General features: G+C 69.5%; 13 protein-coding genes and 1 pseudogene. 6 read left to right on the top strand and 8 right to left on the bottom strand.

The genetic code is table 11. The features are described from left to right. Positions 1-119: 119 nt before the first annotated feature. The gene (locus tag ADL01_RS28475) at positions 120-1,403 is read left to right on the top strand and encodes an adenylosuccinate synthase (RefSeq protein WP_053744860.1); all 1,284 of its coding nucleotides are present in this window, start codon (positions 120-122) and stop codon (positions 1,401-1,403) included. Between the two features lie 66 nt (positions 1,404-1,469). On the opposite strand, the gene ADL01_RS28470 is transcribed toward ADL01_RS28475, so the two are convergent. Beyond that, positions 1,470-2,075, bottom strand: coding sequence for a Uma2 family endonuclease (locus tag ADL01_RS28470; protein ID WP_053744859.1), 606 nt, complete (start codon positions 2,073-2,075; stop codon positions 1,470-1,472). Between the two features lie 255 nt (positions 2,076-2,330). On the opposite strand from ADL01_RS28470, the gene ADL01_RS28465 reads away from it, so the two are divergent. Beyond that, on the top strand, positions 2,331-4,157 hold the full coding sequence (locus ADL01_RS28465; RefSeq protein WP_053744858.1) for a bifunctional metallophosphatase/5'-nucleotidase: 1,827 nt from the start codon (positions 2,331-2,333) through the stop codon (positions 4,155-4,157). A 104-nt stretch (positions 4,158-4,261) separates the two neighbouring features. Here ADL01_RS28465 and ADL01_RS28460 read toward each other — a convergent pair whose 3' ends face one another. Further along, the gene (locus ADL01_RS28460; RefSeq protein WP_053744857.1) at positions 4,262-5,005 is read right to left on the bottom strand and encodes a GbsR/MarR family transcriptional regulator; all 744 of its coding nucleotides are present in this window, start codon (positions 5,003-5,005) and stop codon (positions 4,262-4,264) included. A gap of 250 nt (positions 5,006-5,255) precedes the next feature. On the opposite strand from ADL01_RS28460, the gene ADL01_RS28455 reads away from it, so the two are divergent. Then, positions 5,256-5,930: a DUF4097 family beta strand repeat-containing protein gene (locus tag ADL01_RS28455; RefSeq protein ID WP_053744856.1), complete on the top strand. Its 675-nt coding sequence runs from the start codon at positions 5,256-5,258 to the stop codon at positions 5,928-5,930. 126 nt (positions 5,931-6,056) lie between these two features. On the opposite strand, the pseudogene ADL01_RS28450 reads toward ADL01_RS28455, so the two are convergent. Then, positions 6,057-6,434, bottom strand: a pseudogene (locus ADL01_RS28450) (GntR family transcriptional regulator); the annotation flags it as partial. Beyond that, positions 6,427-7,221: a hypothetical protein gene (locus ADL01_RS28445; RefSeq protein WP_107091011.1), complete on the bottom strand. Its 795-nt coding sequence runs from the start codon at positions 7,219-7,221 to the stop codon at positions 6,427-6,429. The pseudogene ADL01_RS28450 and the gene ADL01_RS28445, both read right to left, overlap by 8 nt. 382 nt (positions 7,222-7,603) lie before the next feature. On the opposite strand from ADL01_RS28445, the gene ADL01_RS28440 reads away from it, so the two are divergent. The 3 genes from ADL01_RS28440 to ADL01_RS28430 all read left to right on the top strand — a co-directional run bounded on the left by ADL01_RS28440 (position 7,604) and on the right by ADL01_RS28430 (position 8,754). Continuing rightward, complete coding sequence (locus ADL01_RS28440) at positions 7,604-7,867, top strand: hypothetical protein (RefSeq protein WP_234354823.1); 264 nt, start codon at positions 7,604-7,606, stop codon at positions 7,865-7,867. After that, a complete protein-coding gene (locus tag ADL01_RS28435) occupies positions 7,864-8,307 on the top strand; it encodes a hypothetical protein (protein ID WP_053744852.1) in 444 nt (147 codons plus the stop codon). The genes ADL01_RS28440 and ADL01_RS28435 overlap by 4 nt, the downstream gene beginning before the upstream one ends. Before the next feature lie 156 nt (positions 8,308-8,463). Next, on the top strand, positions 8,464-8,754 hold the full coding sequence (locus ADL01_RS28430; RefSeq protein WP_053744851.1) for a hypothetical protein: 291 nt from the start codon (positions 8,464-8,466) through the stop codon (positions 8,752-8,754). Between the two features lie 42 nt (positions 8,755-8,796). On the opposite strand, the gene ADL01_RS28425 is transcribed toward ADL01_RS28430, so the two are convergent. The 4 genes from ADL01_RS28425 to ADL01_RS28410 all read right to left on the bottom strand — a co-directional run bounded on the left by ADL01_RS28425 (position 8,797) and on the right by ADL01_RS28410 (position 14,436). Further along, positions 8,797-9,447: a hypothetical protein gene (locus ADL01_RS28425; protein WP_053744850.1), complete on the bottom strand. Its 651-nt coding sequence runs from the start codon at positions 9,445-9,447 to the stop codon at positions 8,797-8,799. 150 nt (positions 9,448-9,597) lie between these two features. Further along, a complete protein-coding gene (locus ADL01_RS28420; protein ID WP_053744849.1) occupies positions 9,598-12,048 on the bottom strand; it encodes a dolichyl-phosphate beta-glucosyltransferase in 2,451 nt (816 codons plus the stop codon). After that, on the bottom strand, positions 12,045-12,908 hold the full coding sequence (locus ADL01_RS28415) for a GntR family transcriptional regulator (protein WP_053744848.1): 864 nt from the start codon (positions 12,906-12,908) through the stop codon (positions 12,045-12,047). Before ADL01_RS28415 ends, ADL01_RS28420 begins: the two co-directional genes overlap by 4 nt. 172 nt (positions 12,909-13,080) lie before the next feature. Further along, entirely contained in the window at positions 13,081-14,436 is a 1,356-nt protein-coding gene (locus ADL01_RS28410) for an aspartate aminotransferase family protein (protein WP_053744847.1), read from the bottom strand. Between the last annotated feature and the right edge of the window lie 126 nt (positions 14,437-14,562).

The raw sequence follows: 14,562 nt of genomic DNA, 5'->3' as shown, positions 1-14,562 counted from the left end.
CATCCGGGTCCGACGGGTTGCGGCCGACGAGGGTCGCCGGTGTACGAGGCATGAGCCGTGAGCTCAGACGCGTACGCCCCTGGCCTTGGACATGCCCCGCCCGGAAGGGGTGTACGCGCGTGCCCGCACTTGTGCTGCTCGGTGCTCAGTGGGGTGACGAAGGTAAGGGGAAGGCCACGGACCTGCTTGGCGGGTCTGTGGACTATGTGGTGCGCTACCAGGGCGGCAACAACGCCGGCCACACGGTAGTCGTGGGCGATCAGAAGTACGCCCTGCACCTCCTCCCTTCCGGAATCCTCACACCTGAATGCACACCCGTCATCGGCAACGGCGTCGTCGTCGACCCGTCGGTCCTGTTCTCCGAGCTGAACGGGCTGAACGAGCGAGGCGTCGACACGTCCAAGCTCCTGATCAGCGGTAACGCTCACATCATCACCCCGTACAACGTCACCGTCGACAAGGTGACGGAACGCTTCCTCGGGAAGCGGAAGATCGGTACGACGGGGCGCGGTATCGGCCCGACGTACGCCGACAAGATCAACCGGGTCGGTATCCGCGTCCAGGACCTGTACGACGAGTCGATCCTGACGCAGAAGGTCGAGGCGGCGCTGGACGGCAAGAACCAGCTCCTGACCAAGGTCTTCAACCGCCGGGCGATCGAGGCCGAGCAGATCGTCGAGGAACTCCTCACCTACGCGGACCGGCTCAAGCCGTACGTCGCCGACACCGTCCTGGTGCTCAACAAGGCGCTCGACGACAACAAGGTGGTCCTCTTCGAGGGCGGCCAGGGCACGCTCCTGGACATCGACCACGGCACGTACCCCTTCGTCACGTCGTCCAACCCGACCGCGGGCGGCGCCTGCACGGGTGCGGGTGTCGGCCCGACGAAGATCAGCCGGGTCATCGGCATCCTGAAGGCGTACACGACCCGTGTCGGCGCCGGCCCCTTCCCGACCGAGCTCTTCGACGAGGACGGCGCCGCGCTGCGCCGTATCGGCGGCGAACGGGGCGTCACCACCGGCCGCGACCGGCGCTGCGGCTGGTTCGACGCGGTCATCGCACGGTACGCGACCCGAGTGAACGGCCTGACCGACTTCTTCCTCACCAAGCTCGACGTCCTCACCGGCTGGGAGGAGATCCCGGTCTGCGTGGCGTACGAGATCGACGGCAAGCGCGTCGAGGAACTCCCGTACTCCCAGACCGACTTCCACCACGCGAAGCCGATCTACGAGACCCTCCCCGGCTGGTCCGAGGACATCACGAAGGCCAAGTCGTTCTCGGACCTCCCGAAGAACGCCCAGGCGTACGTGAAGGCCCTGGAGGAGATGTCCGGCGCACCGATCTCGGCGATCGGCGTCGGCCCGGGGCGCACGGAGACGATCGAGATCAACTCGTTCATCTGACGCGGACAGCCGAAAACAGAGGTGGGGCACCCCGTCCGACGGGGTGCCCCACCTTGCGTTCCGGGATCAGCTCTCGTCCGGAGGGGCCTGGAAACCGGCGGTGTCGAGTTCGCAGCCGAAGGGGTCGGGGATGTAGAGCTTCTCCCCGAACGGCTTGGTCAGACGGGACTTGTAGCCGTGCTCGTACGGCTCCAGGAACAGGCTGGCCTCTTCCTGCTGCATGTCGAGGACCAGGTAGACGGGGACGCCTGCCTTCGCGTAGACCCGCACCTTGTCGGTCAGGTCGTCGATCCTGGTGGAGGGGGAGGTCAGCTCGGCGACGAAGGAGAGACCTTCCCCGTCCAGACGGTTGCTGGTGGTCCGACGAGTACGCCGGTGGGCGGCGTGGATGTCGGGGCCGTAGGCGCGTTCGGCGCCCGGGAACACATACAACAAGGGTCCCCAGCTGATGCGGTGTTCTTCGGGCAAATAAGGGCGCAACTGGTCGCAGACCAGATCCATTACGTCGGCGTAGTACGCCTTCGACCACGGCGACACGACGATGTTCCCCTTGATGATCTCGGCCTTGTAGCCGTCCGGCAGGTCGAGCTGGTCGAGGGCGTCGAGCAAGCCCTCGAAGCTGGGGGGCTCCGTGCCGCTTATCGTGATCGGTCGCTCTGTCATCAACGTCATGATGCGCCCTTCCCCTGAGACTGGCCAGCTGCCACACAGCGTAGTCAAGCGCGCACGGTGTGTCGGCCGTTCCTCTGGATCTCCCAGGCCCTCACAGCCAGAAGGTTTCCGCGAGATGAACGGGACCGCATGGGTCCTCCCGTCTCCCTTGAATTGACCCGGACATGGCGTGTCATGGCCTGTTCTTGGTTCTCGAAAGGTCGGCGTGCCAGCACGATCTACGCGTGTAGCCCCCGACTGCTCAGGAGTTCCCCCATGCCCGTTTCACCCATGGACCGCCGTCAGTTCATGCACACGTCGGCGGTCGCCGGTGCCGCCGTGGCCGCTGCCGGGACCGTCGGGGCCGCGCCCGCGCAGGCCGCCGAACGCCACTGCAAGCCGCCCCGCACCTGGTCCTTCTCCATCCTGGGCACCACCGACCTGCACAGCCACGTCTTCGACTGGGACTACTACACGGACGCCCCCTACAAGGACAAGGCCGGCAACTCGGTCGGCGTCGCCCGCGTGGCCACGCTCATCAAGCAGCAGCGCGCGGAGAAGGGCGCGGACCGCGTCCTGCTCGTCGACGCCGGCGACATCATCCAGGGCACGTCACTGGCGTACTACTACGCGCGCGTGGACCCGATCACGGGAGCAGGCACCAAGGGCAAGCGGGCCCCTGAGCACCCCATGGCCGTCGCCATGAACGCCATGCAGTACGACGCCGCCGCCCTCGGCAACCACGAGTTCAACTACGGCATCGACACCCTCCGCAAGTTCGAGAGCCAGTGCCGTTTCCCGCTCCTCGCCGCGAACGCGCTCGACGCGAAGACGCTCCGGCCCGCCTTTCAGCCGTACACCGTCAAGCGCATCCGGGTCCCCGGCGCGCCGGACATCAAGGTCGGCATCCTCGGCCTCACGAACCCCGGAATCGCCCTGTGGGACAAGGACAACGTCGCCGGGAAGATGTCGTTCACGGGGCTTGTCGAGCAGGCGAAGAAGTACGTCCCGCGCATGCGCGCCCTCGGCTGTGACGTCGTCTTCCTCACGGATCACTCGGGCCTGGACGGCAGTTCGTCGTACGGGAACGAGCTGCCGTACGTCGAGAACGCGTCGAACCTGGTGGCGGAGCAGGTGCCCGGGATCGACGCGATCCTCGTCGGGCACACGCACACCGAGGTGTCGTCCTACACGGTGACGAACAAGGAGACCGGCAAGGACGTGGTCCTCTCCGAGCCGTACTGCTACGGCATGCGCCTGACCGTCTTCGACTTCGAGCTCGAACTCGAGCGCGGCCAGTGGAAGGTGACCAGCACCAAGTCGAAGACCCTCAACAGCAACGCGGTCCCCGAGGACGAGCAGATCACCAAGCTGCTCAAGGCCGACCACGATCTCGTCGTGAAGTACGTCAACACGGCTGTCGGCACGTGTACGGCGGACCTGTCGGCGGCGGAGGCGTGCTGGAAGGACGTCCCCGTCATGGACTTCATCCACCAGGTCCAGATGGCCGCCGTCGCCACCGGCCTCTCCACGGCGGACGCCGCCCTCCCGCTGATCTCCGTCGCCGCGCCCTTCAGCCGCAGCGCGGACATTCCCAAGGGGGATGTCACCATCCGTGACGTCGCCGGGCTCTACATCTACGACAACACCCTGTACGGCAAGAAGCTGACGGGCGCCCAGCTCAAGGACTACCTGGAGTTCGCGGCGCGGTACTACCACCAGGTCCCGGTGGGCACCGCCGTCGACACCGCGACGGTGACGAACGCCAACAACTTCTGGGACTACATGTACGACACGGCCGCCGGCGTCGACTACGAGATCGACATCGCCGCGCCGGAGGGGTCCCGGATCAAGAACCTCTCCTACAAGGGCGCGCCGGTCGCCGCCGACCAGGTCTTCGTGGTCGCGGTGAACAACTACCGCGCCAACGGCGGCAGCGGCTACCCGCACATCGCCGGCGCGGCCATCGCGTACAGCTCGACGAACGAGATCCGCCAGCTGATGATCGACTACGTGACGACGAAGGGCACCCTGAACCCCGCCGACTTCGCGGTCACCAACTGGAAGCTGACGCAGGGCGGGACGGCGGTGTTCCCGGCCTGAGGGGCCGGCTTCACCGTCAGTGGCCTGTGTCATTATGCGGACGCGTCCCCGGGGGAGGGGCGCGGTCTGCCGGAAGGTGACGCATTCCCAGGACCTGTCGGGCGTCACCTGGTCGCGTCGTTGTCTCTGTCCGGCGGCGCGGGTTTCGTGTGCAGGATTTCGCGGGCCTGTTCCGCGGCGCGGGCGATGCTCTCGGAGACGAAGTCGAGGAAGCGGGCGATGTTCTCCAGGCGGGCGGCGGCCGGGGTGCCGGAGCCGAGGACGCCGACGCCCTGTCGCGCGATGCCGACGATCTGGGCGGTCGACCGGGCGCTGGCCATCATCGACTCGTACCAGATGTCGTCGTCGACGACGTAACGCTCGCGGCGGCGTTCGCCCGGTTCCCGGCGGACCATGCCCTGGCTCTCCAGGAACGTGATCGCCTTGGACACGGACGCCGGGCTGATGTCGAGGCGCTGGACGAGCTCGGCCGCGGTGAGGCTGCCGGAGTCGGTGAGGGTGAGGCAGGCCATCACCCGGGACATCATCGTGGGCATGCCCGACGCGGTGAGGACGGCCGTGAACACCTCCTCGTACTCGCGTACGGCCTCGGGGTCACGTCCGTAGGCAGGGGCCGGCGCCTGCGGCCCCCGGGGCGCGGTGGTCCTGCGCCGGTGGGCGCGGCGTTCGGTGGCGCGGTGGGCGACGTCGGCGCGGTAGGCGGTGGGGCCGCCGTTGCGCATCACCTCGCGCGTGACGGTGGAGGTCGGGCGGTCGAGACGCCGGGCGATCTCGGCGTAGGCCAGGCCGTCGGCCAGCCCCAGCGCGATCTGCTGACGTTCGGACTGGGTGAGCCTGCCTCCCGGCATCGGGGGTCTCCTTGGTGGACTGGTGCTGGTACTGGGTGCGGGGCGCCCCGACCATAGCGTTCACGTCCATTGCATTGCAACGCAAGGGTGTCCCGTGTTGCGTTACATCGGAAATCATTGCAATGAAAACTCGCCTTCAACCTGTGATGATGCTGATCTCGTGCAACGAGTTAGTTGCTGAATATTGGAACGCAACGTAGCTTTTCCATTGTTCGAAACGACAACGCGAAGCCCGGTCAAGGAGATCGCAATGCAGAAGTTCGACACCACCGCCCCGATCCTCGCCCGCCTCGACATCCCTGCGGGACGCATCCAGTTCATCGCCGCCGACCGCGCGGACACCACCGTCGAGGTCCGGCCGGCCAGCGCCTCGTCGAGCCGCGACGTGAAGGCGGCGGAGCAGATCACGGTCGCCTACGACGGCGACGGCGTCCTGCGGATCGAGGCCGCACCGGCGAAGAACCGCATCCTCGGCAACTCCGGGTCGGTCGAGGTGACCGTCCAACTGCCCGCCGGTTCCCGCGTCGAGGCGAAGGCGGCCAGCGCGGAACTCCGGGGCGTGGGACGGCTCGGCGACGTCACCTACGAGTGCGCCCAGGGCACGGTCAAGCTCGACGAGACCGAGGGTGCCCGCCTCACCCTCCAGGCCGGCGACATCACGGTCGGCCGCATGGGTGGCCCCGGTGAACTCCGCACCCAGAAGGGCGACCTCCGCATCACCGAGGCGGTACGCGGCACGGTCACCCTGCGCACCGAGTCCGGCGACATCTCGGTGGGCGCCGCGCGCGGGGTCTCCGCGTCCCTGGACGCGGGCACCTCGTACGGCCGCATCGACAACGGGCTCCAGAACACCGAGGGCGCCGAATCCCCGCTCACCATCCGGGCGACCACCAGCCACGGTGACATCAGCGCGCGGAGCGTCTGAACGGGCGGATCTCTGCCGACCGGCTACAGCCCTACAGCCCTACGAAGTGCGGCGACTCGCGCCGACGCCGGCCGTCTTGGGGTCACCGCCTGTTCGGCCGGCGGCGGTGGCCGACGGGGACGTCGGACCCGGGTCCAGAGCGTCCCGGACGGCGGTCAGGATGTCCTCGGTGTCGGCGCCGAGTGCTCGGGCGGCGGAGGTGAAGTCCCGGGCCAGGGTGGTGAGTTGGTCCGCATCGTGCGCGTACGGTTCGGACGGGAGCGCCGCGACCCGGGTGCCCGCGCCACGGCGGGTACGGATCAACTCGGCGGCTTCCAGCGCCCGGTAGGCGCGGGCCACGGTGCCCGGTGCCAGACCGAGGTCGGTGGCGAGCTGGCGCACGGTCGGCAGGCGCTCTCCGGCGACCAGTCGGCCGGTGCGGATCAGCGCGGCCAGCTGGGCGCGGATCTGCTCGTACGGCGGTACCTGGCTGGTGGTGTCGACCCGGACGGCGGGGTCACTCATCGCTGCCGGTCCCGTCCTCGGCCGTCTCGTTCTCGACCGCGCGGGGGGCGACCACGGTGACCAGGGACCAGCCGACGGTGAAGAGGTTCAGCAGGGCCAGGGGGTAGAACACCCAGAAGGTGAGGGCGCCCAGCGCGCCTGCGCAGCCCGTCTCCGTCAGTGAGACGGTGACCATCAGTACGGCGTACAGCTGCTGGCTCGACACCAGCAGGCCCCAGGCCCCGGTGACCGCCCACGCGCGGTCACGGCGCTGCTGTTCCTCGCCCGGGCCGTCGGCGATGCGGCGCAGGGCCCAGACACAGGTGGGGGTGGCGACGGCGAGCGCGCCGAACATCGGGAGGCTGTAGTACAGGCCGGGCCAGGGGCCGAGGGGCGCGCGCATTCCGTTGCAGGTGACGTGGAGGACCTTGCCCGTGCTGAATATGCGGTCGGGGTCGACGGAGGCCGTCGCGGCCGTGATCGCCAGCAGGGCGACGAGGGAGACGCCCTGGAGGGCGATCAGGGGGCCCATGCGTGGCGGCACATGGTTCCTGACCAGGCGCGGGGCGAGACTCGCGGTGCGCACCGCCTCCTGGGGGCGCAGGGTCAGGGCGTCGGCGAGCAGGACACCGGCCACGGCGCACAGGCCGAAGGCGGTGATGCAGAACACGACGCGCTGCTCGAACTCGACGTCCCCCAGCGTGGACAACCCCTGCGCGACCACGAGGCCGATGGCCAGACCGGACCAGCGGGCGTAGTACTCGGCGTGGTCGAGGATCCGGGACCGGAGCGGGACGGTGTCGAGCATGTCGAGCATTTTGGAGATCCCCCCAGATCGTCTTGTATCAAGTGGTGGATACAAGATGCCCCGGTCGGGATCTTGTGTCAAATGCTCGATACAAGGCGCGGATGACCGGCGGGGTGCCGGGGCCGGTCGTGCGGGAGGCGAACGGGAGTCGCGCCGTCTACTTCCTTGTGCCCGTGGGGGCGGCTTCGCGCCCGGCTACCGCGAGGCCGCGCGGCGCGGCGGTGCGCTGGCCCGCGCGCTGCTGCAGGGGCGGGCGCTGCCCGCGTAGGCCCGCAGACTCCTGGTCGTACGTCCGTGCGGCCAGGCCTACCACCCGGAAGGGAACAGGATGACCGCATTGCTAGAGCGGCCCGAGACGGTATACCGACGGTATACTTTGGTCATGACTGACACCACCGTCAAGGTCGACCCCGCAGTCCGTGACCGCCTCATGATGCTCGCCCGCGAGCGAGGGATGACCATGCGCGACCTGATCGCCGAGCTCGCGGGGGCCACGCCCACGCAGGAGGAGCTGCGGAAGCGGTACGAGGAGACCAAGGCGTACTGCGAGACGCACTTCGGCGTGACCCTCACCGACGAGGACCACGACCGGGTCGAGAAGGTGTGGCAGGACCTGGAGGCCGGACAGGAGGTGGAGAGCCTGTGAGCGCCGCCAAGAGGGCCGGGAGGCCCGGATCGCCCGGTCCGTCGGGATCGACCGGTGTCGTCTTCGACGAGTCGGCGCTGCTGGCGCTCGGGTCGGGCAACTCGCTCGCCTCGCAGTTCGTGTCGAACACCGAGCACGGGCCCACCCGCCACGTGTACGTGCCCGCGCTCTGCCTCGCCGCCGCCGACGGCATGCGCAAGGGGCTGGCCGAGCACATCGGCGCCCTGCCCGCCGTCGAGATCGTCGAGCTGGACTTCGCGGGCGCGTCGACCGTGGGCGCGCTGCTGCGTGACGGGGTGGAGTGGCGTCTCGGTCACGCGGTCCATCTGTCCCGGCCGACGGTGGACTGGCCGAACGGCCGGCGCGTACTGACCGTCGAACCCGATCTGTACGCGGACATGCCCCTCGTACGCACCCTCAGGCTGCCGCGCCAGCGGTAGCCATCCCCCGTAGGGAGGGGCCCGCGCCCTCAAAGACCGTGGGCCCCCGGGTGCTTGTTCGGCGGATGCGCCAAGCCGAGATGCCGGGCATATCCTGATATCGCACGAGTCCGTACCGTCCCAGGTGTGTCCTGTCTGTCAGGGAAGGTGAATGCGATGCGAGTCATGCTCAAGGCGCAGTTCGACACGGAGAAGGCCAACGAGTCGGTACGCACCGGCAAGCTGCCGGAGCTGATGAAGGAGACCCTCGACCACCTCAAGCCGGAGGCGGCGTACTTCGGTCCCGAGGACGGGTACCGGACCTGCTGGCTGATCCTCGACATGAAGGACAGCTCCGAGATCCCGCCCAGCGCCGAACCGTTCTTCACCCAGTTCAACGCCAAGCTCACGTACACGCCCATCATGAACGCGGACGACCTGCAGAAGGGTCTCTCCCAGATCCGCTGAGCGGGCGGTAGCGAGAGCGAGCGTGCCCCGGCCACCCGTCGCTCAGCTGAAGACGATCATCGACCCCTGCGCAAGACTCCGCGTCGCCGCCGCGTTGAGTCCCAGCCACACGTGCCGTTCCCGGGCGAACGGGCTGTCGTCGTACGGGGCCGGTGCCGCCGGTTCCTCCAGTGACGTGGGTGTCAGCGGCGGGGCCGGGGCCAGCGGGGGGTTCGACGGGTTGATGCCGATCGAGGGGGCCACGAACTCCAGCTCCCTCAGGAGGGTTTGCGACGAGCCCAACGGGCCGCCCCCCGCCAGGAGTTCGTCGCTGGAGAGCGGGTGCGGGAAGTCCACCGGGACGTACGCGCCCGCGTGGTCGTAGTGCCAGACCAGGTGGGACTGCTGGGCGGTCGCCTCGAACATCTCCAGCAACTGCTCGTAGTCGCTGCCCAGTTCGCCCACCGGCGTCACCGGCAGCCCGCACACCTGGAGGAGGTACACGCGGCGCAGGAAGTGCAGCGCGTCGTAGTCGAAGCCCGCGATGGGGCCCACGTCGCCGGACAGCCCCGGCATGTACGAGTACACCGGCACCGGTGGCAGTCCTGCCTCGCCCAGCACCTTGTCGTAGAGGGCGAGTTCCTCGGCGAAGGGGTTGTCGGGGGTGTGGCACAGCACGTCGACGAGTGGGACCAGCCACAGGTCACAGGCCAAAGGAGCACTCCTCGCATCTCAGACGTCAGCGTAGTCAGGGCAGCGTAGTAGGTCGTACGCCGGTCGGGCTTCCCTCTTGCGGGCCAGACACCGACAGGAACAGGTCACGGCGATCGCTGTGCCATCACCAGGTCGTCACCGGGCCACACGTCACCGGGCCACCGGTCGTGACCCGTCGTGCAGATCCCATACCCACACGCCGCCCGTCCACCTACCCCGCTCGCCCGTCAGCTTTTCCAGCGTCTCGCGCAGCAACCCGTCGTTGCCCTGCGGGGCCAGCACCAGCGCGCCCGCCTTCCAGTACGCGAAGTCCCTCTTGGCCTGCGCCCGCCAGTTGGGGCCGATCGTCGGCGCGACGCCCGTGTAGCGCACGTCCCGCAGCATGTTGGAGGTGAAGCGCGGCGACGCGCCGTAGATACCGACGCGCTCCGCGCCGTACGGCCCGTTGAAGTACCCGCCGGGCAGCTTGAAACCGAGGCCGGCCGCTGTCTGCCAGTGCAGCGCCTCCGCGTTGCCGGGATCGGGCAACGGCACCGGCACCAGCGACTCGCCCTTGCGGACGTACGACTTCCAGGTGCCGTCCGTGATGAAGGCGGGCACCTCGGCGCGCTCCGCCGACTTCAGCGGCGCCGGGACGATCGGCAGCACGGCGAGGAGGACGGCCAGCGTGCCGACGTACTGCGTCGGAAGGTGGCGGGTGGCCGCCAGTCGTTCGATCGCGAGGGCCAGCAACATGCCCAGTGCGGGGGCGCAGATCATCGCGACCCGGCCCTCGATCACCGACTCGAACAGTGGCTTCTTCGCGAGCAGCGCCCAGGGCCCCGGCAGCACGGTGTCGGTCAGCGGGATCCGGAACTCGGGGCCGAGGGAGAGGAACGCGGCGGCGACCGCGGTGAAGGCGAGCGCCTTCACCGCCGTGCGCTCCCACATCCGTACGACGATCGCGAAGGCCAGGAGGACGAGGGGCCAGCCGTAGAAGGCGTTCTGTTCGGTGGGGTTGAGGGAGAGCGCGTTCGCGCGGTCGCTGTTGCCCGCGACGAGGGACCGTTCGGCGAAGGAGAGCAGCGCGAGCGGGCTGTTGCCCGCGTTGTCGCCGTGCAGGACGCTCTTGTAGCTCTGCGGACCGAAGAACTGCCAGGTCAGGGGGAAGGCGACGATCGGGAGGCAGACCGCGCCGCCGATCAGCAGGCCGCGCAGCAGCGGGCGCCAGGCGGCCTTCGCCAGGTCCGGGCGCAGGGCCGCGTGGGCGAGGGCGAACAACACCATTCCCATCGCCGCCAGCAGCAGCGGCTCCTCGCCCAGGAAGATCTGGTACGCCGCCATCAGGCCCAGAATCACGCCGTTACGGGTGACCCGCTCGCTCTCGCACAGCCGCAGGGCGCGGTCGATGATCAGCGGCATCATGAACAGGATGACGAAGTTCGGGTGCGCGTTGGCGTGACTGACCATCGGGGGCGCGAAGGTGGCGAGGGCCGCGCCGGCGAAGGCCGCTCCCCGTTGCCGTACGACCCTCTTCACGATCAGCCAGTACCAGGCCGCGGCCGTCACCGCGAGGCCCAGGGTCATCACCAGGGCCAGCGAGACCGCCGGGCCGGCGATGAGCGTGACCGGTGTGAAGGGGACGGAGAGGCCGAGCATGACCGTGTTGGCCATGAGGTTCACGCCGTCGGGGAAGCCCTGGAGGTCGGTGAAGAGGGGGTTCGCGAAGTGGCTGACGCTGTCGGCGGTGACCGCGAAGAACCACTCCCACTGGTTCTGGTCCTGGAGGGAGTCGGGGAGGTAGCGGTGCGCCGGGTCGAGCCAGCGGCCCGCGTACAGGGCGACCGCCATGAGGAGGAAGAGGGTGACGGCGAGGACGTCCGCCGGGCGCAGCGCGCGCGCCTTGAGGGTGGCCAGCTCGGCGAGGACGCGGGCGTAGTCGAGCGGGCGTACCTTCGAGCCGGACTGGTGGGCCCAGCGGACCGGTATCTCGGCGACCGGCCAGTCCGCGCGGCGGAAGTGCTGGAGGACCTCGACGTCGATGCCCCAGCCGTTGAGCCGGGACGCGGCGAACGCCGTACGGGCACGGTCGCCGTCGAACAGTTTGAAACCGCACTGGGTGTCCCGTATGCCGGGGACCGCGACCCGGCGTATCAGGAAGTTGCCGGCCCGGCCGAGGAACTCCCGCACCCGGTGCTGGTGGTGCTCGATCGTCGCGCCGGGGACGGAACGGGAGCCGATGGCCGCCGCGTGCCCCTCGGTCAGCGCCTCGTCCAGGACCGCCAGCTCCTCGATCGGCGCCGCGAGATCGGCGTCCGTGACCAGGACGCGGGCGCCGCGCGAGGCGGCCACGCCCAGGCGCAGGGCGTGGCCCTTGCCCCGGTTGCGGGGGCTGGTGACGAGCTGGACGCGGGGGTCGGCGAGGCCGGTGACGAGGTCGCGGGTGCCGTCGGTGGAACCGTCGTCGACGACCACCACCTCCCAGGCGCCCCACCGGGCCTCGTTCTCCCGGAGGTGGCCGGTGATGGCGGAGAGGGTGGGGCCGAGCCGCTCTTCCTCGTTGTACGCGGGAACGACGACGGTCAGGTCGAGGGTGCCGGTGGTACGGGTGGGAGCGCTCATCCGTGCGTGCCCCCGTTGCCTCCGGGCGCGGTGATGTCGTCGTCCCGCTCCGGGGCCGGGCTGTCGCTCCCGCCGGTCGCGCCGACGTCAGTGGCCAGGCCCTCGATGAGGGCGAGGGAGTGCGCGTCGTACTCGTCCACTATCCGGTGCGCCTCGGCGAGGTCGCGGCGGGTCAGCGCGTCGACGACCTCGGTGTGCCCGGACCACAGACGGCCGCGCAGGTCGTCGTGGCGCCGCAGGTGCTGCACCGCGCACACCCAGGACTGGACGCGCAGCCGATGCAGGAAGTCGGTGAGGTACTGGTTGCCGAACAGGGCGCCCAGTTCGCGCCAGAAGCGCAGGTCGTAGCCGATGAGGATGTTCAGCTCACCGGCGGTCGCGGCGCGCCGCGCCTCCTCGCCCCGGCGGCGGACACCGGCGAGGGCGGCGGCGGCACGGGGGTCGCCGACGCGGACGAAGAAACCGCGCGGCCCCGGACTGTCACTGGCGAAGCCGCCCACCCGGCCGCCGGACCCGACACCCGAGGATCCCGCCGCCGCCAGCCCCTTCGCCAGGCCGTGGAACATACCGTCCGTGACCAGTCCACGGGCCTCGACCATGCCCCGGAAGTCGGCGAGCGAGTACTCGGGCACCCGGAAGCCGCGGTGCTGGTCGGCCTCCAGCAGGCCCTGGGCCGACAGATCGACCAGGGCCTCGCGGACGGGGGTGGCGGAGACGCCGTACTGCTCGGCGATCTCCTTGACCGTGAACTCCTGACCAGGCTGGAGACGGCCCGCCAGCACCTCGTCGCGGAGCGCGTCCGCGATCTGCTGCCGCAGGGTGCTGCGGGTCACGGCTCCGTTGCCACTGCTGGCGGGCATGGTCGGGGCCCTCCCCCTTCACGCGTGCGGATGACTACTCGCTTATGTCTACGAGCACGTCACCTTACGCGTTCGGGTTCCGGCGAGATTCTTCCCCGGGGGACTCCTCGGCGGACTCCCCGGTGCACTCGCCGTTGCCCTTCCCGACGACTACTGCGGACCACTCGGTCGACTACTCGGTGTACTCGTCGGCGACCGAAAGCGCGGCGTCCAGCGCGGCCAGTCCCTCCTTGGCCTCGGCCGCGGAGACGTTGCACGCCGGGACGACATGGGTGCGGTTCATGTTGATGAACGGCCACAGCCCGTTCGCCTTCGCGGCGGCGCCGAACGCGGCCATGGGCGCGTTGGCCTCACCAGCGGCGTTGTACGGCACCAGCGGCTCCCGGGTCTCCTTGTTCCGTACGAGGTCCAGGGCCCAGAAGACGCCCGTACCGCGCACTTCGCCGACGCTCGGGTGACGCGCGGCCAGCTCCCTGAGTCCCGGTCCGAGGATGTTCTCGCCGGTGCGGGCGGCCTGCCCGACGATGTCCTCCTCCGCCATCACGGTCAGTGTGGCGACGGCGGCGGCGCAGGCGAGGGGGTGCCCGGAGTAGGTGAGGCCGCCGGGGTAGGGGCGAGTGGCGAACGTCTCGGCGATGGCGCCGGAGATCGCCACCCCGCCGAGGGGGACGTAGCCGGAGTTGACGCCCTTGGCGAAGGTCATCAGGTCGGGCACGACGTCGAACAGGTCGGCGGCGAACCACTCGCCGGTCCGCCCGAACCCGGCCATGACCTCGTCCAGGACGAAGACGATCCCGTACTGGTCGCACAGCGCGCGCACCCCGGCGAGATAGCCGGGCGGCGGGATCATGATGCCGGCGGTGCCCGGGATGGTCTCCAGGATGATCGCGGCGATCGTGGACGGGCCCTCGAAGGTGATGGTGTCCTCGAGGTGCTGGAGTGCACGTGCGCACTCCTGCTCCTCGGTCTCCGCGTAGAACTTCGACCGGTAGAGATAGGGCGCCCAGAAGTGCACGACCCCGGCGCTGCCGTTGTCGGAGGGCCAGCGGCGGGGGTCGCCGGTGAGGTTCACGGCCTGCTGGGTGCCGCCGTGGTAGGAGCGGTAGGCGGACAGCACCTTGGGCCGGCCGGTGTGCAGCCGGGCCATGCGCACGGCGTGCTCGACGGCGTCGGCGCCACCGTTGGTGAAGAAGATCTTGTCCAGGTCGCCCGGGGTGCGCTGAGCGATCAGCCGGGCCGCCTCCGAGCGCGCCTCGACGGCGAAGGCGGGCGCGAACGTCGTCATCTTCCCGGCCTGCTCCTGAATGGCCGCGACGACCTTCGGGTGCTGGTAGCCGATGTTCGTGAAGACCAGCCCACTGGTGAAGTCCAGATACCGTCTGCCGTCGTAGTCCCAGAAGTACGCCCCCTCGGCACCGGCGACGGCGAGCGGGTCGATGAGCTCCTGCGCGGACCAGGAGTGGAACACGTGCGCACGGTCGGCGGCCTTCACGGCCGCGCCGGTCTGCGGATCGGGCTGAGGGGTCATGCCGCGAGCGTAGAGGTCCCGGGTGACGGCTGGAAATCGGCGTGCTGTCTGCGGGAGGGCGCTTTACGCGACAGGTTGTCGCGTGTCCCGAGAGGGAAGTAGGGGGGTGCGGGGGAGGGGAGACGG

This window comes from Streptomyces sp. NRRL WC-3618 (assembly GCF_001280005.1).
Classification (GTDB): Bacteria; Actinomycetota; Actinomycetes; order Streptomycetales; family Streptomycetaceae; genus Streptomyces.
This window is presented reverse-complemented; position numbering and strand designations above follow the sequence as displayed.